Source organism: Sphingomonas sp. (assembly GCF_036402235.1).
In the GTDB taxonomy this organism is placed as follows: Bacteria; Pseudomonadota; Alphaproteobacteria; order Sphingomonadales; family Sphingomonadaceae; genus Sphingomonas.
On the sequence record NZ_DASWTG010000089.1, the window covers coordinates 39765 to 58811 of the forward strand.

A 19047-nucleotide genomic window follows, 5' to 3' on the forward strand; every position below is an offset into this window, starting at 1 on the left:
GATGATGCGCTTTTGATGTTATCGCCCGGCGCTCAATACATCGGCCGGCCGCAATTATAGGCGGGCACCCGGCCGGTGCCCGACCCGACAAAGCCGGCATAGCGCACATCGTCCTGCGCCAGCGCGTTCAGATACTCCTCGATATTGGGATAGCCGTCGCCATCGGCGTCCGCATTGGCGTCCCAGACATTGGGATTGGTGTTGGTGAAGCGGCGCTCCCAATCGTCGGGCATGCCGTCATTGTCGCTGTCGGCCTTGCCGGCTCCCTGCGTCAGGTTCGCCCAGCCGCCCGACTGCGCCACGGTCGAGGCCCAGCTCGACGCGAACAGATAGGGCGCGCTATCGCAGGTGCGCAGGTCGTCGATATAGAGCGCGTCGACATTGTCGCGGCACGCGCCGTCGCGGCAGAGGTCTGCCCCCGCATAGGCCATCACGTCGCGCATCGCCTGCTCAGGCGTGGTGATCGCGGCAGGATCGAACATCAGCGACCGCCCCGGCGCGAGCGCATAACTGCTGTTCTGCACCACATCGAGCCCGGTGCGCGAACAATCCGCGACCCCCGCCGCGTTCACCGCGCAGATCGTCGACGGCACGACATGCGTGATGAATCCCGCGGCGTTGACGAAGGGATCGGTCACGGTCGATCCGAACTGGCCGGCGATGCGCGTGCGCGGCGTCACATTATCGCGCGCATAGACGTTGAAGCCGAAGTTCAATGCGCCGCCCGGCGTGTAGAGGCCGATCAAATAGTTGCCGTCGCTCGCATTGTAGCGCGGGCCACGCAGGCTCACATTGCCGATATAGTTGGCATGGACGCTGCCGAACTGGTTGGAGAGCAGCCCGCTCTCCGCGATGAAGTGATAGAGCACATTGTTGAAGATGTCGGTCTGGCCGGTGTTGCCCGCGGCCGGCGGATTGGTGCCCACCGCGGCATTGATCCCGCGCTGCTCGCCATGCTGCGACAGGTTGTGCGCGATGGTCACGTTGTTGGCGGGTTTCAGGAAGAAAGTCTTGCAGTGCAGCGACGAGCTGTGCCCGGCGTTGAGGCAGATGTTGGGGCCTATGATCGACCACTGCACCGTACAGTTATTGCAGGCGGTATCGAGGCTCTCGTCGGTGCCGAACATGGTCGAGACATGGTCGATGATCTGGAAGCTGGTGTCCTGCAGCCGGATCGGATCGCCATTGTCCGACGAGCGCCCGGGGTGCTCGCCGAGGCGCGTGCGGACATGACGCAGGATCATGTGATCGCCGCCGCGCCGCGTGTCGATCAGCGAATCGACGGGATTGTAGTTGGCGCCGAGCCGGAACTCGATCCCGCCCGGCGAAGTCTGGCCGGCGATGTAGATCTTGGGGACGGTGATCTGCGCGGGCGATTGCAGGATGATCGCGCCCGCCACGTCGAACACGCAATAGCGCGGGCGCCCGGCGGGGATCGCGTAGGGCGTGTTGACGGCGAGCGCGAGCGCGCATTCGCGATAGCTGATCTTGCCGTCATTGGGATTGGCGACATCGTCGAGCGTATCGATCTTGTACACGACGGCATTGGCCGCACGCACCGATGTGCTGCGGCCAAAGCCGATCGCCGTGGGGAAGGCGAGGGGGTGCAGGCCGCGGTCCGGGATCGCGCCATTGTCCGGATTGGCAAAGGCTGCGGCGGCTCCGGCGGCCGGCGGCGAGCCCTGCACCGTCACGGTGGCCGACGCTGCGACCGCGCCCGAGCCGAACGTGCAGCTCAGCACATAGTTGGTGGTCGCGCCCGGATTGACCGTGACGCTTCCGCTGGTCGGCTGGGCACCGCTGAACGTCGCGCCGCCGCTGGCGGTGCAGGCGCTCGCTCCGGCCGAGCTGGTCCAGCTGAGCGTGGTGGATCCGCCGGAGGCAACCGTGGCTGGCGAAGCGGTCAAGGTGACGGTCGCCGTCGGCGAGGGGGTAGGGACAGGGGTCGGCGCAGGGGTCACGACTCCGCCGGTGCTGCCGCTGCCGCCACTTCCGCCGTCGCAGCCGCCGAGAAGCAAGGCGAGCACCAGTGCCCCTTGCAAGCGAACGGGCCGATCCCGTTGCAGGTCGGATCGTGCCATTGATTTACCCACAACTCTCCAAGGCCCCAGACTGGATTTGCTTCTAGTGGCGCAGGCGGGGGGGACTAGCTGGCCAAACGGACAGGATGGTGTCCGCACCGCCGGAGCGCGTAGGCCGGCGCCCGAGCGAAGCGAGGCCTTTCCACTAGGAATTTCCGGGATTTGCTCTCTGACATGCAAGTTCGGGTGAAAGCGTGCCTGCCGGTCTTGAAGGATCCGATTCGCATCCAATTCACGCCAGACCGCCCTTTTCGACAGACGGCCGGAACGACCTCGCGAGATGTTGGTGCGGGCCGTTACGTACTATTCCCAGTCGCGCGGCGGGAATCGATCCCTAGATTGAGGCCGCGATCGCAGTGGTCAGCAAAGGGGGAGGTGCGAGGTCCGGGCATCCCGACCACGCTGCGCGCGTCCCCTGCGCCGATGCTGGCCCTGCCGCCACCGGAGCAGCACAGATGAATCCAGGCGGACGACCGGCTCTCTTCCAATCGCCCGCCGGCGTCCGCCCGGCCGATTCGGGAATGCGCGGAAGCCATATGCTCGAGCAAGTGAAGGCGTGACGCCGTATGAACGCAACCGCCCGGCGCCCCTCCGCGCCGCGTCTCCTGCTAGTCGAAGGCAACGATGCCCTGCGGCGCAGCCTGCAGCTGCTGCTGACGGGGCAAGGATATCAGGTCCACGCCTTTTCGCGGGCGGCGCGCGCGCTCGCGGATCCGCTGGCGATCACCGCTAGTCACCTCGTCATCGACTATATCCTGCCCGAGACGGATGGGATGGAGGCGTTGACCCTCCTCCGGGCGCATGGATGGAAAGGACGCGCGGTCCTGATCACCGGTTCCTATTCGCAAGGCCTGCGCCGCTCTGCGCTTCGCGCCGGATTTGCGGCGATCCTGCTGAAACCGTTTCCCGACGCCAGCCTGATCGAGGCGCTGCGCGGGGATGACGGATAAGGGTGATCCCGCCAATGCCAGCGACTTGCATGGGTTCTCGCCTGGATGGCCGATTACGGGACAGCGTGGCTGCGTCACGGAATTTGCCGGTCATCGGACATATGTTATGGGGTGGGTGCTGGACAGTGAACCGGCGCAGGCGCGGCCATTGACCGTGCCGGCACCCCACCGTCCGGCGGGGGCCGCATGAAAGCTGAAGGGAAGTCCATCAGCGATCGTATCTGGTTCGGCTACGGATTGGCGATCGTTGCCGTGGCCGCAGCCGCACTCGTGCGCCTGAGCTTCGACCCCTGGGTCCCGGGGCGCGGATATTATCTGTTCTTCGGCGTTGCTGTTCTTGCCACGGGCGCTTTCGCCGGGCGCGGGCCGGCAATCGTCTCTGCCTTGCTCTCGGTCGTTGCCGTACGGGCCGTGGGCTGGTTTTCCGGCCCGCTCTGGTCGCCGACCCTGTTCGCCTTCGCGATCGCGTCGGGCCTGATCATCTGGATCACGGGGCATGTCCGTTCGCTTCATCGCGAGGCCAAGGATGCCGAGCGGAGGGCCGAACTGCGCGCCGCGCGCGCCGACGAGCTCGCCGAGGAGCTCAACCTGCTGATCGACGGCGCGAGCGGCTACGGCATCTATATGCTCGACCCCGATGGCAATGTGACGATCTGGAACAAGGCGGCCGAACGCCTGATGGGCTGGAACGAGGCGGAGATCGTGGGCCAGCATGTCGGACTATTCTATCCCGAGGCGACGGGCATAGCGGGCCTCCCCCGGCTCGACCTTGCCCGCGCCCGCGCGGACGGGCGGCTCGAGAAGGAAGACTGGCGCGTCCGCAAGAACGGCTCGGAGTTCCTTGCGCACGTCACGCTCACCGCGCTGCACGACAAGCGAGGCAAGCTCAAGGGCTTTGGCGAGGTCATCCGCGATGTGACCGAGCAGCGTGCTGCCGAACAGAAGCTTGCGGCAAGCGCGTCGCATCTCCGCTCGATCCTCGCCACGGTTCCCGACGCGATGGTCGTCATCAACGAAGGCGGCAAGATCCTCTGGTTCAGCGCCGCCGCCGAGCGGCTGTTCGGATTCACCGAGGCCGAGGCCATCGGGCTGGACGTCAGCTGCCTGATGCCGCCGCACGAGGCCGAGCGCCATGGCGACTATATCCGGCGCCACATCGTCACCGGCGAGAAGCGCGTCATCGGCATTGGCAGGACCGTCACCGGGCAACGGCGCGACGGCACCGTGTTTCCGATCGAGCTTGCCGTTGGCGAGGCGATCTCGGACGGCGCGCGCGTGTTCACCGGCTTCATCCGCGACCTGACCGAGAAGCAGGCGGCCGAGCAGCGCGTCAACGAGCTGCGCTCCGACCTCGTCCATGCGGGGCGGGTCAGCGTGATGGGAACCATGGCCTCGACCCTGGCGCATGAGCTGAACCAGCCGATCACGGCAGTCGCCACCTTCGTCCGCGGGGTCCGCAATCTGTTGCGTGATGGGGAGGCGAACGATCAGGCCATGATCGAGAGCGGGCTGGACGGCGCCTATGAGGAGGCGCTGCGTGCCGGAGCGATCATCCGCCGCCTGCGCGAATTCGTCGCGCGGGGCGAAATCGAGAAATCGGTCGTGGATGTGGTCAGGCTGGTCGATGAAGCCTCGAAGCTCGCCCTGATCGACGCGCGCGAGAAAGGCATCCGGGCTCGGTTTGAACTCGACCGGACGATGCGCCAGGTGCTAGTCGACAAGATCCAGGTGCAGCAGGTGCTCATCAACCTGATGCGCAACGCGATGGAGGCGATGAGCCAGTCGCAAGTGCGCCTGCTCACTGTATCGAGCAGGCCGGCGGAGGACGGCTTCCTGCGCGTGACCGTGGCCGACACCGGGCCGGGGGTCGCGCCGGCCATCGCGGAGAACCTGTTTCGCGCCTTCAACAGCACCAAGCGCGATGGCCTGGGCCTCGGCCTCTCGATCTGCCGGACGATCATCGAGGCAAATGGGGGGCGCATCTGGATGGAGCCGCGCCCTGAAGGCGGCGCATGCTTCCACTTCACGCTGATCCGCGCCGACAAGGAGATGCCCGAATGACTGACCGACAGCTGGTTCACGTCATCGACGACGAGGAGAGCGTTCGCCGCGGCGCAAGCTTCTTTCTTGCGACGTCCGGCTATGCCGTGCGCACATGGGATTCAGGCGCCGGGTTCCTCAAGGAAGTGCGCCATGTCGAAAATGGTTGCGTCCTGCTCGATATCGGGATGCCCGAAATGGATGGGCTGGAGGTCCAGCAGGCGCTCAACGCGCGTGGCGTGACGATGCCGGTGATCATGCTGACCGGCCATGGCGATATCGCCATGGCGGTGAAAGCGATGAAGGCGGGCGCCGTGGATTTTCTCGAAAAGCCCTTCGAGACCGATGCGCTCGAGGACGCGATCCGCCGGGCGTTCGCGCGGCTTGCCGCAGAAAACAGGGTCATGGAGCGTGCGGCCGATGCCGAGGCGGTGATCGGCGTGCTCAGCGAGCGCGAGCGCGAGGTGCTCGAAGGGCTTGCGCAGGGCTATCCGAACAAGACGATCGCCTATCATCTCGGCATCTCGCCGCGCACCGTCGAGGTTCACCGCGCCAACATCATGGCCAAGCTGCAGACCCGCAGCCTGTCCGGCGCGCTGCGCATCGCCTTCGCGGCGGGCATGGGCGAGACCCGCGCCTGATCGCTCACGCGAACAGCTTGGCGAGAATCCGGTCGGCGGCCTCGTCCGCGGAGCAGCGCGTCGTATCCACCCGCAGCTCGGGTGCCAGCGGAGCCTCGTAGGGGCTGTCGATGCCGGTGAAGTTGGCGAGCTCGCCGCGCCGTGCCTTCTGATAGAGGCCTTTCACGTCGCGGGTCTCCGCCTCGGCGAGCGGGGTATCGACGAAGATCTCCACGAACTCGCCCTCCGGCACCATTGCGCGCACCATCTCGCGCTCCGCGCGGAAAGGGGAGATGAACGCGGCGAGGACGATCAGCCCGGCATCGGCCATCAGCGCGGCGACCTCTCCCACGCGGCGGATATTCTCGACGCGGTCGGCGTCGGTGAAGCCCAGATCGCCGTTCAGCCGGTGCCGGATATTGTCCCCGTCCAGCAGGAAGGTGTGATAGCCGAGCGCGTGCAGCTTCTTCTCGACCAGATTGGCGATGGTCGACTTGCCCGCCCCGGAAACGCCCGTGAACCACAGCACGCGAGGCGCCTGTGCCTTCATCGCGGCGCGCTGCTCGCGGTGGACCTCCAGCGGCTGCCAGTGAACATTGTCGGCGCGGCGCAGCGAGAAGAGCAGCGTTCCCCCCGCCAGGGTGCGATGGCTTGCGCGATCGATCAGGATGAAGCTCCCGAGCGTTCGGCATTCGGCATAGGGGGCAAAGGGGATAGCGCGCTCCAGCCGCAGCGTGACCACTGCGATATGGTTGCAGGCAAGGGTGCGTGCGCGCGCGTTGCCGAGCGTCTCCAGGTCTATCCTGTGCTTGATCTGGGTCACCGTCGCGCCGACGAGCGTGGTCGCCGTTTGCAGCAGATAGCGGCGGCCCGGCAGCAGGGGAGCCTCGTCCATCCAGACGAGCGAGGCTTCGAACTGGTCGGAAACCTGTGGAGGCGTATCGGCGGCGGCGATGACGTCGCCGCGCGCGCAATCGATGTCGTCCGCCAGCGTGATCGTCACCGACTGGCCGGCGCGGGCCAGCGCCAGGTCGCCGTCCAGCGTCACGATCCGCGCGATGCTGGTCGTCCGCCCGGAAGGGAGAATGCGCACGCGATCGCCCGGCCGGACGATCCCTGTCGGAATCATCCCGGCCAGACCCCGAAAATCCTGATTGGCGCGATTGACCCACTGCACCGGCATGCGGAAGGGCTTCGCGGCGTCGGCCTCGACATCGACTTCGACGGTCTCGAGATGCTCGATCAGCGTGCGGCCGGAATACCATGGCATGGCATTCGACCGGACCGCGATATTGTCGCCGTTGCGCCCGGAGATGGGAATGGCGGTGAAGCCGGCAATGCCGATCCGCCGCGCGAAATCGGCATAGTCCTTCACGATCGCATCGAACGCGCCCTGTTCGTAGCCGACCAAGTCCATCTTGTTCACCGCCAGCACGATGTGACGGATGCCGAGCAGGTGGACGATATGGCTGTGCCGCCGCGTTTGCGTCAGCACGCCCTTGCGCGCGTCGATCAGGATCACGGCAAGGTCGGCGGTCGACGCGCCGGTGACCATGTTGCGGGTATACTGCTCGTGTCCGGGCGTGTCGGCGACGATGAACTTGCGCTTCTCGGTCGCGAAGAAGCGATAGGCGACGTCGATCGTGATGCCCTGCTCGCGCTCGGCGGCGAGGCCGTCGACCAGCAGCGCGAAGTCGATCCTGCCCTGCTTGGCGCCCGGCTCCGCTTCGAGGCTGGCGAGCTGGTCCTCGAGCAGGAGCTTGGCATCGTAGAGCAGGCGGCCGATCAGCGTGGACTTGCCGTCGTCCACCGACCCGCAGGTCAGGAAGCGCAACAGCGAGCGTTCTTGGCGCTGGGCGAGGCAATCCTCGAGGTTCGAGGCGATCACCCGATAGGGCTCGGCCATCAGAAATATCCTTCCCGCTTCTTGTGCTCCATGCTCGCATCGCCTTCGCGGTCGATGGCGCGGCCCTGGCGTTCGCTCGTCGTCGCCAGCATGGTCTCCTGGATCAGGTCCGCCAGCGTTGCCGCATCGCTCTCGACCGCGCCGGTGAGCGGGTAGCAGCCCAGCGTGCGGAAGCGGATCGACCGCTCGACCGGCACTTCGTCCGGCGCGAGGGGGAAGCGATCGTCATCGACCATCAGCAACAGGCCGTCGCGGACGACGGTCGGCCGGCGCGCCGCGAAATAAAGCGATACGATGTCGATGCGCTCCGCCTGGATATATTGCCAGACGTCCAGCTCGGTCCAGTTGGAGAGCGGGAACACGCGCAGGCTCTGCCCCTTGCCGATCCTGGCATTGTAGAGCCGCCACAGCTCGGGGCGCTGGTCGCGCGGATTCCACCGGTGATCCCCATCGCGAAAGCTGAAGATCCGCTCCTTGGCACGGCTCTTTTCCTCGTCGCGCCGGGCGCCGCCCAGGGCCGCGTCGAAGCCATGCGCGTCGAGCGCCTGCTTCAGTCCCCGGGTCTTCCATATCTCGGTGTGGAGGTCGCCATGATCGAACGGATTGATCCCCCGCGCGATCGCCTCCGGGTTGCGGTGCACGATCAGCTTCATGCCCGCGCCGGCCGCGGCGCGGTCCCGGTAGTCGTACATCGCCCGGAACTTCCAGGTGGTGTCGACGTGCAGGAGGGGGAAAGGCGGCGGGGCGGGGTAGAAGGCCTTGCAGGCCAGATGAAGCATGACCGCTGAATCCTTGCCCGCCGAATACAGCATGACCGGGCGCTCGGCCTGGGCGACCACCTCGCGGATGATATGGATGCTCTCGGCTTCGAGCCGCTCCAGATGCGAGAGCGTCGGCGAAAGCGGTGGCGTGGGGCGCATAGCGTTTCCGTTGCTGGGTCGGATCTCATGTCAGAATGGCCGGTCCGGGTGGCGCTGAGAATTGCAAAGCCCGATGAGCGGGTGACGAAGGTTGGGTAGTCCGGAAGTAGTGACCGAGCTCTCGCGACGCACGGAAACCGCCGCCCGGATATGCAGGGGACGGCGTCGCGCCGCAGCAGGGCGTCACGCGTCCGTGCGCGGTGCTTTCCGCCGCGGCACGATCATCAGTAAGGGTCAGGCACACCCTCCAATGCGCCCGCACGCGAGGAGCGCGATCCGCTACGCATCGACAGAGATCGAGCCGCAATCGGAGGCGATGGAATGACTCAATTCCTGATCACGGGCAGCGCCGGCTTCATCGGCTTCCACCTCGCACGGCGGTTGCTGGCGGAGGGGCATCAGGTGGTCGGCTATGATGCACTCACCGATTACTATGACCCGGCGTTGAAGCGTGAGCGCAATGTCATCCTCCAGGCATTCCCCGGCTACCATTTCATCGAGGCCCCGTTGGAGGATCGGGATGCGCTGATGCGCGCTGTCGAGAAGCGCCCGCCGGAGGTGATCGTGCATCTCGCGGCGCAAGCCGGGGTGCGCTATTCGATCGAGGAGCCCGAGACCTATGTGTCGAGCAACCTGACCGGATCCTGGGCTGTGCTCGAGCTGGCGCGGATGTTCCGGCCGAAGCACCTGCTGATGGCGTCGACCTCGTCGGTCTATGGGGCGAACGAGAAGATTCCGTTCGGGGAAACCGACCGTGCCGACTTTCCCATGAGCCTCTATGCCGCGACCAAGAAAGGCATGGAGGCGATGGCGCATGCCTATGCGCATCTCTTCGCCATTCCGAGCACCATGTTCCGCTTCTTTACCGTCTATGGCCCGTGGGGGCGTCCGGACATGGCGCTGTTCAAATTCACCAGCGCCATTCTCGCCGGCCGGCCGATCGACGTCTATGGCAACGGCCGGATGGCGCGGGACTTCACCTATGTCGAGGATCTGGTCGAAGCGATCGTCCGGCTGATCGGTGCCGTGCCGGTGCAGGGAATGCGGATCGTGGAAAAGGGCGTTATCGACAGCCTTTCGCCGATCGCTCCCTATCGGACCGTGAACATCGCCGGCGGGCGTCCGGTCGAGCTCATGGAATTCATCCGCATCGTCGAAACCTGTGTCGGGAAGCCCGCTCGGCTGAACATGCTGCCGATGCAGCCGGGGGACGTGCCCCTTACGCGCGCCGATCCATCGCTGCTGCGCGCGCTGACCGACTATGTTCCGAACACCGGAGTCGCAGAGGGGGTTGCCGCCTTTGTGGACTGGTATTGCGCATATAACGACGTGTTCGCAGCGGATGCGCAATCGGCCGCCGCGCCGCTTGTCGCCACTATCTGAACAGCGGCAGATCGCGATCGTCGGGCGGTGGCTGCGGGGTGATCTCCGGGTGCGGAATCGACTGCGCTTCGAGTTGCTCGCTGACCTGCCCAAGTTCGAGATATTGCGGCCTGAACATCGCGATCCGGGTCAGACGCGGGAGATCGACGATCTCCACGACGCGGCGCCGCCATTCCAGTAATCCCGCCGATCGCAGCAACTGCACCGTTCGATTGACCTGCACGGTGCTGAGGCCCCTGGCATCGCCGAGATCGCGTTGCCCCATCGGCATATCGAATGTCGCGCCGCGGGCGAGGCCGGCGCGGGCGGAGCGATAGAGCAGCTCACAGAATAGATGCGCGATCCGCTGCGTCGCGCTCAACCGCCCGAGCGAGCGGATCCATTGCCGGTGGATCGCCGCGGCGACCGAGGAATCCCACAGCAGCGCTTGCCCGAGCGCTGGAAATTGCTGGACCACCGCGTCGAGCTCGCTCCGCGAGATCAGCGCGTAGGAGAGCGCCGAGATCGAGCAGGCGGAATGATCCTGCCGCTCGGCGAACAGGCAATCCTGACCCATGATGTCGCCGGGCAAGAACAGCTCGACGATCTGCCTGCGGCCATCGGCGAACTGATCGTACCGGCACGCCCAACCATCCAGGATGATGCGGATCGGCGATGTCGCATCGCCTTCGACGTACAGATCCTGCCGTGCGGGCAGACGACGCGCCCTGCTCTGGACCAGCCCGGCAAGCGCTGTCCGTTCCTCCGGCGCCAGCGGCATCTTGCAATCGAGCTTGGTGAAGAGCGGGTTGAGCACGACCACCTTCGAAACAGAATCACCCTAGCGGGGCGATCACGCCAAAGATCGTGGTTTTAGCGAATGTTACCAATCTGTTAATAAGTACTACTCCGTACTATCCTTCTTGCTCTTGCGTCCTATTCGCCCCACGATCCGCTGGGCCGGTCCGGTGCCGGGTGCATGCCCTGCAAGGCGGTTGAGCGCGCATGGTTGCATGGACAAGGCGCTCTGCGGCATCCGCGAGCGAGTGCTGCTCAGCGTGCGTCAGAACATCGGCCTTGCGCAGTTATATGCCGGCACGCGCCCCGTCCCGAAGCCCGCCATGCCGTAATATCGGGCGTCATCCTGGGCGAGCGCATTCAGATACTCCTCGATGTTCGGATAGCCGTCCCCGTCCGCGTCGGCATTTGCGTCCCAGACATTGGGATTGGTGTTGGTGAACCGGCTTTCCCAATCGTCCGGCATGCCGTCATTGTCGCTGTCGCGCTTGGCGCTGCCCGGCGTGATCTGCGCCCAGCCGCCGGCCTCGGCGACCGTCGACGGCCAGTTCGACGCGAACAGATAGGGCGCGGTGTCGCAACTGCGGACGTCCTCGACATACATCTGGTCCACATTGTCGCGGCATGCCCCGTCGCGGCACAGGTCGGCGCCGGCGAAGGTGAGCACGTCGCGAAACGCCTGCTCGGCCGAGACGACGCGGGCCGGATCGAACGTCGGCGCAGCGAGGCCGGGCATCAGCGCATAGGCGGCGTTCTGCACCGTGGCGAGGCCGGTGCGGCTGCAATCCTGCGCGCCGCTGCTCGTCAGGCCGCAGATCGAGCTTGCGCTCACATGCGCGATGAAGCCTGCGGCGTTCTGGTACGGATCCGTGGCGGTCGATCCGAACTGGCCGGCGATCCGGGTGCGCGGCGTGACGTTCCCGGTGGCGTGGATGTTGAAGCCGAACGGGAAACGGGCGCCGTTTCCATAGAGGCCGATCAGATAGTTGCCGTCGCTGGCATTGTAGCGCGGCCCGCGGAGGTAGGCGTTATTGACATAGTTGGCATAGACGCTGCCGAACTGGTTCGAGACCAGCCCGGCCTCCGCGATGAAGTTGTAGAGGACGTTGTTGACCACATCGACCTGGCCGGTGGCGCCGGCCGTCGCCGGGTTGGTTCCGACGGCGATGTTGATCCCGCGCTGCTCGCCATGCTGCGAGAGGTTGTGCGCGATCGTCACGCGCGACGCGGGCTTCAGGAAGAAGGTCTTGCAATGCAGGGACGAGGTATGCCCGGCATTGCGGCAGATGTTCGGCCCGATGATCGACCATTGCACCGTGCAGTCGATGCACGCCATGTCGAGGCTCTCGTCGGTCCCGAACATGGTCGATACATGGTCGATGATCTGGTTGCGCGTGCCGGACATGCGGATCGGGTCGCCATTCTCCGATGTGCGGCCCAGATGCGGGCCGGTGCGCGTGCGCACATGGCGCAGGATCATGTTGCTGCCGCCGTGGCGTGTGTCGATCAGCGAATCCACCGGATTATACTGGGCCCCGAGCCGAAACTCGATCCCGCCGGGGGATGTCTGCCCCGCGATGTAGATCTGCGGCTGGGTAATGAACGCCGACGATTGCAGCACGATCGCCCCGGCGACGTCGAAGACGCAGTAGCGCGGGCGATTGGCCGGAATGTTGTAGGGGCTCGTCACCGGCAGCGCGAGCGCGCATTCCCGATAGCTGATCTTGCCGTCGCCCGGATTGGCGACATCGTCCAGCGTGTTGATCTTGTACACGACCGCATTGGGGCTGCGGACGCTGGTGTGCTTGCCAAAGCCGGTCGCGGTGGGAAAGGCGAGGGGGTGGCGCGCCCGATCGGGGATCGCGCCATTATCGGGGTTCGCGAAGGCCCCGGCCACGCCCGCCGATGGCGGCGGCGTGGGGGCCGGCATGACTGGAGGCAGCGGGGTGGGCGTGGGCGTCGGGCTGGGCGGGGTGATCACGATCACACCGGTCGTCCGCAGAACCGCTTCGTTCACCCAGCCGTCGACGCCCTGGCCGAAATCGACCCGCCACCACCGCTTGCCCAGACGCACCACCGGCCCTTCGACGACGGTGCCCGTGGCGCCAGCCTGTTGCATGCCGGCACCGGTTTGAAGATCGCTGCCCATGACGCGATACTTTCCGGTCAGCTCAATCGCGGCCCCGACCTTGACCGGATTGGCGCGAGCCGTGACGACGACGGTAGAAGCCAGTGCGACGGCGGTGATCGCTACGGCCACTCCCGCCCCGCGCTTCGACATGAGATCCATTGCTCGCGACCCTTTTAATTGACATCGGGCATGGTCGCGTGACTTGAATACTTATAGTATTCAATCAATTATATGCGACCATTTCCAAGGCGTGAACTTTGGTTAATATCTAAATAATTAAATAATTCGTGGCCTATGATGGTCGCCTACTACAAATCTGATTTAGAAAAAATGAATCTGGGCGCGGATTCCTCTCCGTTTGGCTCAAATTGATTAGATGGATAGATTATAATGTACTAAAGTTCATGTGCTTTAGTACAGTATAGTGCGAGATTGACCCCGTAAGTACAGGTTCGGATTCGCCGCTTACCTAATGGAGAGCGCTCGCGATCGCGACCACCTGTGTCCGGTTGCTCGCACCGAGGCGGCGCATGAGCTCCTTCACATGCGCTTTCACCGTGCGCTCGGTGACCATCAGGCTCGTCGCGATCTGCCGATTGGTCATTCCCCGGGACAGGCCGTCCAGAACCTGGCGCTGGCGTCCGGTGAGCATCGCGTCGTGGCTGCGGTGCGTGCCTGCCGATCGGGTCATCGCTTCGATGACCTCGGGGTCGAGCACCGAGCGGGGATAGGTGATCCAGCCGCGGCTGACGATCCGGATCGCATCGACCGTCAGATCGAACGACATTTCGGTGCTCAGCAGGCCGGCAATCCCCAGGCGCAAGGCGGTGCGCGCGTGCTCGGCATCGATATGCGTCGTGAGGATCAGGATGCTGCCCGGCGCGCGCTCCTGCAGCGGGGCGATCATTCGCGAAAGGGAGGGGTGATCGAATGCGTCGGAAGCGAGGTTGAGCAGCGCCGCCGTGCGGCCGTCGATTCGCGCCAGGATCGCCGCCGCTTCCTCGATGCTCCGGGCAGCGACGACCGACGCAACGCCCCGCGCATTCTCCAGAGCCGCCACCAGGCAGTCCCGGGTCAGGGATCGGGGGTCGATCACCAGCAGGTGCAATTCGTCGGAACTGCTCCTGCCGTGGTTCCGTCCCCCGCCTATCGCGCGCAGGTTAGCGGTCAACGGCTTGCCTCGTCATGGGATGTTCTTGCTGTTCGACTGGCCATCGCGCGAATGATCCGTTTCAGGCCAGCTCCGAACGGCGGCCGCGCAGCCGCAGGAGCGGATGGCGCAGCAAGGCATAGGGCTGATCATCGCGCGCATAGCGGTGATACTGTTGGATGCTGTCGCCGTAGTTGAACCGGGCATGCTTGCGATAGCGCACCCGGTTGAAGACGACGCCGGTCAGCGTTTCCCCGAACTGGAGGAGGGCCGACCGCAGCAGATCCGGCGTCGTGCGGCCCCACCGCAGGACCAGCAGACTCTGTTCCGCGAAGCGCGCCAGTTGCTGCGCGTCGCTTACCGCGAGGACGGGCGGGGTATTGACGACGACAAGGTCGTAGCGCTCGCGGAGGATGGCGAACAATGTTTCGACGCGCGGCGATGCGATTGCTGCGCCCGGATCCGTTGCCGGCCGGTTGGCCTTCACGCCATGCACCGCCGGCGCCGATCGGCTGGAGAAGATGATCTCGTCGATCTCCGCCTCGCCGCGGATATAGTCGAGCAGGTCCTTCTTGTCCGAGGTGTCGTCGATCAGGCCGTCAAGGCCCGGCCGGCGCAAGTCGAAATCGGCGACGATGGCGCGGCGTCCGCGCGCGACCGCTGCCGCTGCGAGGCCGATCGACACGCTCGTCTTGCCTTCGTCGGGAAGCGGCGAGGTGACGAGCACCACATTGCCCGTCGCGCGCGCCGCGTTGCGGCCCAGCCGCGTCTCGATCGACCGGACCGCTTCGGCGAACACCGAATAGGGCTTGCCGATCACGCGCAGATGAGTCGGGATCCGGCGGCGCCCCTTCCTGAGTTCCGGTATCATGCCGAGGGTCGCCAGCCCGGTGATCGCCCAGACTTGCGCGGCGCTGCGCACCTGCGTGTCGAGCGCTTCGCTCAGCATGACGATGATCATCCCGAAGATGAGCGCCGCGGCGGCGGCGGCGACCATGATCTGGGCGCGCCGCGGGAAGCTCGGCTGCGTCGGCTCGAGCGCGGGCGATGCGATCGCCGCGTCGGCCCTGACGTTCTTCTCGTTGCGCGTGATCTCCTTCAACCGTCCGAGCAGCGCGAGATAGACCGTCTGCGTCGCCTGCGCGTTGCGCTCGAGATCGGCGAGCGGCACGCCCTCGACGATGTCGGCGAGCGAGCGGCTGCGGAGCGATGCCAGGTCGCCCGCCAGCTGCGCCTCGCGCGAGCGCTGCGCGGAGGCCTCGTTCGCCAGCTGCGCGCCGACCCGCCCGGACTCCCGGCTGATGCTGCCTTCGAGCTGGGTGAGTTCGGCGCGTGCCTTGCGGACGTCGGGGTGTGCGTTGCCGTAGAGCGTCGTCAGCTCGCCGAGCCGGCGCTGCGCCGTCGCCTGCTGGCTGCGCAGGTCCGCAAGCAGCGGAGACATGATCTGGCCCGCCGACCCGCTGCGCCGCTCGCTTTCGGCGCGTTGCCCCCGGATCGCGGCAAGCTCTGCCGCGGCGCGCGCCATCTGCGCCGCGTCGGCCTGGCTGCCCGCGCCGGCGTCGAGGCCGCGCGAGCGGCGATAGGATGCGATCGACTGCTCGGTGGAAACGAGCTGGCCGCGCAGTTCGTCGACGCGCTCGCCCAGCGTCTGGATGCGCCGCCGGATCGCGGCCTGGCGTTCCTCGATCTGGGTCTTGACATAGACGCGCGTGACCTTGTTCGCGATCAGCGCGGCCTTGTCGGGATGCCGCGACGTCACGGTCACGTCGATGAAGCTGGACTGGCCGTCCTGCGCGACATCGAGGACCTCGAGCAGCCGATCAGTGGTGCGCTCGACGAGCTGCGGCGAGACGGTTCCGGCGGGCGATCGATCTGCCTTCACCTCGCTGTCCTTCCAGAACCGCAGGCGATCGAGGAAACGGTCCCAGCCTGTCTTCTTGTCGGGGTTGGCGTCGGGGTTGAACTCGGCATCGTCATGCAGCGCGAGGTCGCGCACCACCTGCCGGGCCACGGGACGCGACTGGAGCAGCTGGATCTGGGTCTCGATCTGGTGCTCGCGCCGGAGCTCCGCGTCGCGGATCGAGGCGGCGGTTTCCTCCTCCGCCCGCAGCCCCGTCTCCTCGACGTCCACGCGCATCACCGCGGTCGCCTGATAACGCGGCTCGATGAATGCCAGTGCCAGCGCCGCCAGCGCGAGCACGACCAGGAATGTGACGATCAGCCGCCCCTGATGCCGGCGCAGGACGCGCAGAAAATCGACACCCGACGCGTGCTGCGGCACCGCGATTTCCGACGGCCGCATCTCCATCAACGCGCGTTCCTGCATATTCATCGGCTCGACTCCCCGGCACCGCGGCCCTTCGGATGAGCTTAGGCCGCCTGTGATCCGCGGATATTGATCAGAAGGGGGAAACCGGGCGATTGCGGGTATGCGCCGGCGCGGGAAGTTCATGCCCGGTCTCGCCGGGATGACGTGAACTACCCCAGTGGGGCTATCCCGCTTGCTCGCCTAGAAATCACTTTCTGCGAACGGCAGACCCGCGACCGATATCAAGGTGAGCGAGAATCTTGCGGTCCCAGGCATCCCATCCCGAATATGATCGCGACATCGATTGCGGGGGCCGGGAAGCCGCACGACTGGCGGAGGCGAATGGGGGCGCGGGGCGCTCGCGCATTGCCTGGACCTTGCGGCAGATCGCGCATCTCGCCTCCGGCAACGCCGTGGCAATCGGGATCGGCATGGTGACGCTGGCGCTGATGGCGCATATGCTGGGCCCGGCGCTGCTCGGCCTGCTCGCCATGGTCGAAGCCTATGGGCGGTTCATGGATCAGGTCATTCGCCTTGAGACCTGGCAGGCCGTGGTCCGCTATGGCGCTGCCGCGCTCGAAGCGGACGACAAGGAGCGCTTGTCCGAGCTGGTGGGGTTCGGGATCGCGCTCGACATCGTCGGCGCGCTGGCGGCCGGCGCGATCGCGTTGCTGGCGATCCCGCTGGTCGGGGACTGGATCGGCTGGGGCGGCGAGGCGCGCGCAATGGCCGGATTCTACGCCATCGCGGTCGCATTCGGCATTTCGTCCACGCCGACGGGCGTCCTTCGCCTGTTCGAGCGCTTTGCCGTCATCGCCTGGGTCGATCCCGCACTCGCGGTGCTGCGGCTGGTTGCCGTGACCCTGACATGGGCTCTCGGCGGCTCGATCTGGGAATTGCTGGCGATCGCGATCGCGGTGCCCTGTCTGCAGCGCGCGGCGCTGGCGGTGATGGCGTGGCGTGAGCTTCGCCGCCGCGGATATCGGATCCGGCTGCATCCCGGCCTGCGCGCGCGCGCGCGTCCCTTTGAAGGGATATGGGCGTTCATCCTGTCCGCCAACGGCACGGTGCTGGTGCGCAAGAGCACGCAGGAACTCGATATTCTGGCGGTCGGCGCTGTCGCCGGCCCGATCGGCGCCGGCATCTATCAGCTGGTGCGCAAGTTCACGCTGGCTGCGATGAAGGCCGGTGCGATGCTGCAGCAGGTCGTCTTTCCCGATCTTGCGCGGCTGTGGGTGCGGCGCGATCTTCGCGGTTTCGCGACGGCGATCCGGCAAATCGAACTGCTGACGCTCGGCGTCGGCATCGCGTTCGTCATCGGCGCGGTCTTCGCTGGCGACATCGCCATCCGGTTGATTGCAGGCCCCGAGTTCGAGGATGCGCAAGGGCCGCTGATCGTTCAGTCGATCGCGGCGCTGTTGTTCCTGGGGGGCAGTGCATTGCGGCCGGCGCTGATGACGATGGGCCTGCAACCGAAGGTCCTCGGCGTCGCGATCGTGGCGGGCATTGCCTTCTTCGCCACGCTCTATGTGGCGATCCCGGCGCTGGGCGTGAGCGGCGCCGGGATCGCGCACATCGTCTTCAACTTGCTCTGGCTAGCTGCATGTCTGGCGCTCTTTGCGGCGGCAATGCGCCGGGAACGGGCAGCGATGGCCGCAGAGCGGGAAGCGGATTCGGATCCGCCGGTGCGTCGGCCGCCAGCCCGCGACTGACCGCCCAGATCGCCGCCTGCGTACGATTGCGGACCCGCAGCTTGCGCAGGATCGCCTTGATGTGAACCTTGACCGTCGCATCGGCGATGTTCAGGCGGCGCGAGATGACCTTGTTCGGCTCGCCGTCCACCAGGCATCGCAGGATATCCACTTCGCGCGCGGACAGGTTGGTTCCGCTGGCGCCGGTATCCCAGCAGCGCGACATCGCGGACGCCGGCCCGCTCGCGAGCGAACTGGCGATTTGCGAGGGCAGGACCTTCTCCCCGAGCGCGGTCAGGCGCAGGGCACCCGCCAGCGGATCGCACGAAATCTCCTTCACGAGATATCCGTCGACATCCCCGGTCGCGAACGCGCGGGAGACATCCTCCATGCTGTATCCATCGGTCATGATCACAATGCGTGATGTGGGGCAGCGCTCGCGCACGTCCGCGCATACGCACAGACCTTCATCGATGTCATTCACGTCGACGATAACGACGGACGACCCGTTCTTCGTGTCCAGGTCGTCGACGCAGGATACGGCGCAATCTACGTAGAAATCCTGATCGGCAAGGATGCGTTTGAGTCCTTCCCGGACAATTTCGTTCCTGCCAATGATATTGACGTGAATGGGCTCGCTCAACATAGGCCTCCTCCGGCTGAACCTTTTGGTAGTCGATTTCTTCTCGACCTTTCGGACGAGTGGACTACTTCGCATTCATTGGGGCGACCCTAATGTGGGGATATATATTCAAATCCGGAATAGAAAATATCATAGTTTAAAATGTATGAAGATGTTATCGTAAACAGTATGTCCTATTCCAGAACGGGGCAGGCTCCAGATCAGTCAAGGCGGAATATCTCCCAAGCTGATATGGAACGCGGCCCTTCGTTTCCGGGTGGCGTGGGGCCAGGCGAACATCCGCTCCGGGCGCTATGAATTAACCTATATCTTTGAGTGAATTTCTGTCCCTGGAAATCAACCTGAAACTCAACTGCGTTAGTAGAATCCCGCAGTTTGATTCACTTCAGGCAAAGCTTAGCCTTGAGTGCGACCTGAACACTGCGCGCCGCGGTGTTCGGCACTCGG

The 19047-nt window shown here is 65.5% G+C and carries 12 protein-coding genes and 1 pseudogene; 5 read left to right on the plus strand and 8 right to left on the minus strand.

Annotated elements, in window-relative coordinates:
- Positions 1–32: 32 nt before the first annotated feature.
- Positions 33–2027 (minus strand): hypothetical protein, encoded by a 1995-nt coding sequence (locus VGD28_RS17965; protein WP_331029728.1) that lies wholly within the window; start codon positions 2025–2027, stop codon positions 33–35.
- 620 nt (positions 2028–2647) lie between these two features.
- Here VGD28_RS17965 and VGD28_RS17970 point away from each other — a divergent pair.
- From VGD28_RS17970 to VGD28_RS17980, 3 genes are all read left to right on the plus strand, one after another.
- Positions 2648–3031 carry a response regulator gene (locus VGD28_RS17970; protein ID WP_331029729.1) on the plus strand — a complete coding sequence of 128 codons (384 nt, stop codon included), beginning with the start codon at positions 2648–2650 and terminating at the stop codon, positions 3029–3031.
- A 186-nt stretch (positions 3032–3217) separates the two neighbouring features.
- Positions 3218–5092 (plus strand): PAS domain S-box protein, encoded by a 1875-nt coding sequence (locus tag VGD28_RS17975; protein WP_331029730.1) that lies wholly within the window; start codon positions 3218–3220, stop codon positions 5090–5092.
- A complete protein-coding gene (locus tag VGD28_RS17980) occupies positions 5089–5712 on the plus strand; it encodes a response regulator transcription factor (RefSeq protein WP_331029731.1) in 624 nt (207 codons plus the stop codon). Before VGD28_RS17975 ends, VGD28_RS17980 begins: the two co-directional genes overlap by 4 nt.
- 4 nt (positions 5713–5716) lie before the next feature.
- Here the strand turns inward: VGD28_RS17980 and cysN are convergent, their stop codons facing one another.
- Positions 5717–7597: a sulfate adenylyltransferase subunit CysN gene (gene cysN, locus VGD28_RS17985; RefSeq protein WP_331029732.1), complete on the minus strand. Its 1881-nt coding sequence runs from the start codon at positions 7595–7597 to the stop codon at positions 5717–5719.
- Positions 7597–8517, minus strand: coding sequence for a sulfate adenylyltransferase subunit CysD (cysD, locus tag VGD28_RS17990; protein WP_331029733.1), 921 nt, complete (start codon positions 8515–8517; stop codon positions 7597–7599). Before cysD ends, cysN begins: the two co-directional genes overlap by 1 nt.
- A gap of 321 nt (positions 8518–8838) precedes the next feature.
- On the opposite strand from cysD, the gene VGD28_RS17995 reads away from it, so the two are divergent.
- Entirely contained in the window at positions 8839–9900 is a 1062-nt protein-coding gene (locus tag VGD28_RS17995; RefSeq protein WP_331029734.1) for an NAD-dependent epimerase/dehydratase family protein, read from the plus strand.
- On the opposite strand, the gene VGD28_RS18000 is transcribed toward VGD28_RS17995, so the two are convergent.
- The 4 genes from VGD28_RS18000 to VGD28_RS18015 form a co-directional block, all read right to left on the minus strand.
- Positions 9893–10696 carry a Crp/Fnr family transcriptional regulator gene (locus VGD28_RS18000; RefSeq protein ID WP_331029735.1) on the minus strand — a complete coding sequence of 268 codons (804 nt, stop codon included), beginning with the start codon at positions 10694–10696 and terminating at the stop codon, positions 9893–9895. The genes VGD28_RS17995 and VGD28_RS18000 overlap by 8 nt on opposite strands.
- A gap of 246 nt (positions 10697–10942) precedes the next feature.
- Positions 10943–12967, minus strand: a complete 2025-nt coding sequence (locus tag VGD28_RS18005; RefSeq protein WP_331029736.1) for a hypothetical protein — start codon at positions 12965–12967, stop codon at positions 10943–10945.
- 310 nt (positions 12968–13277) lie between these two features.
- Positions 13278–13916: a response regulator transcription factor gene (locus VGD28_RS18010; protein ID WP_331029737.1), complete on the minus strand. Its 639-nt coding sequence runs from the start codon at positions 13914–13916 to the stop codon at positions 13278–13280.
- 124 nt (positions 13917–14040) lie between these two features.
- Positions 14041–16290, minus strand: a complete 2250-nt coding sequence (locus tag VGD28_RS18015) for a polysaccharide biosynthesis tyrosine autokinase (protein ID WP_331029738.1) — start codon at positions 16288–16290, stop codon at positions 14041–14043.
- 353 nt (positions 16291–16643) lie between these two features.
- Between VGD28_RS18015 and VGD28_RS18020 the strand changes: the two are divergent.
- A pseudogene (locus tag VGD28_RS18020) lies at positions 16644–17489 on the plus strand (oligosaccharide flippase family protein); the annotation flags it as partial.
- Between the two features lie 358 nt (positions 17490–17847).
- On the opposite strand, the gene VGD28_RS18025 reads toward VGD28_RS18020, so the two are convergent.
- The gene (locus tag VGD28_RS18025) at positions 17848–18600 is read right to left on the minus strand and encodes a response regulator transcription factor (protein ID WP_331029739.1); all 753 of its coding nucleotides are present in this window, start codon (positions 18598–18600) and stop codon (positions 17848–17850) included.
- Positions 18601–19047 lie beyond the last annotated feature (447 nt).

Excerpts from the sequence above, each read along its gene's own strand:
- VGD28_RS17970 (WP_331029729.1), top strand. The coding sequence starts at position 2,648 with ATGAACGCAACCGCCCGGCGCCCCTCCGCGCCGCGTCTCCTGCTAGTC.
- VGD28_RS17975 (WP_331029730.1), top strand. The coding sequence starts at position 3,218 with ATGAAAGCTGAAGGGAAGTCCATCAGCGATCGTATCTGGTTCGGCTAC.
- VGD28_RS17980 (WP_331029731.1), top strand. The coding sequence starts at position 5,089 with ATGACTGACCGACAGCTGGTTCACGTCATCGACGACGAGGAGAGCGTT.
- cysN (WP_331029732.1), bottom strand. The coding sequence starts at position 7,597 with ATGGCCGAGCCCTATCGGGTGATCGCCTCGAACCTCGAGGATTGCCTC.
- cysD (WP_331029733.1), bottom strand. The coding sequence starts at position 8,517 with ATGCGCCCCACGCCACCGCTTTCGCCGACGCTCTCGCATCTGGAGCGG.
- VGD28_RS17995 (WP_331029734.1), top strand. The coding sequence starts at position 8,839 with ATGACTCAATTCCTGATCACGGGCAGCGCCGGCTTCATCGGCTTCCAC.
- VGD28_RS18005 (WP_331029736.1), bottom strand. The coding sequence starts at position 12,967 with ATGGATCTCATGTCGAAGCGCGGGGCGGGAGTGGCCGTAGCGATCACC.
- VGD28_RS18015 (WP_331029738.1), bottom strand. The coding sequence starts at position 16,290 with ATGAATATGCAGGAACGCGCGTTGATGGAGATGCGGCCGTCGGAAATC.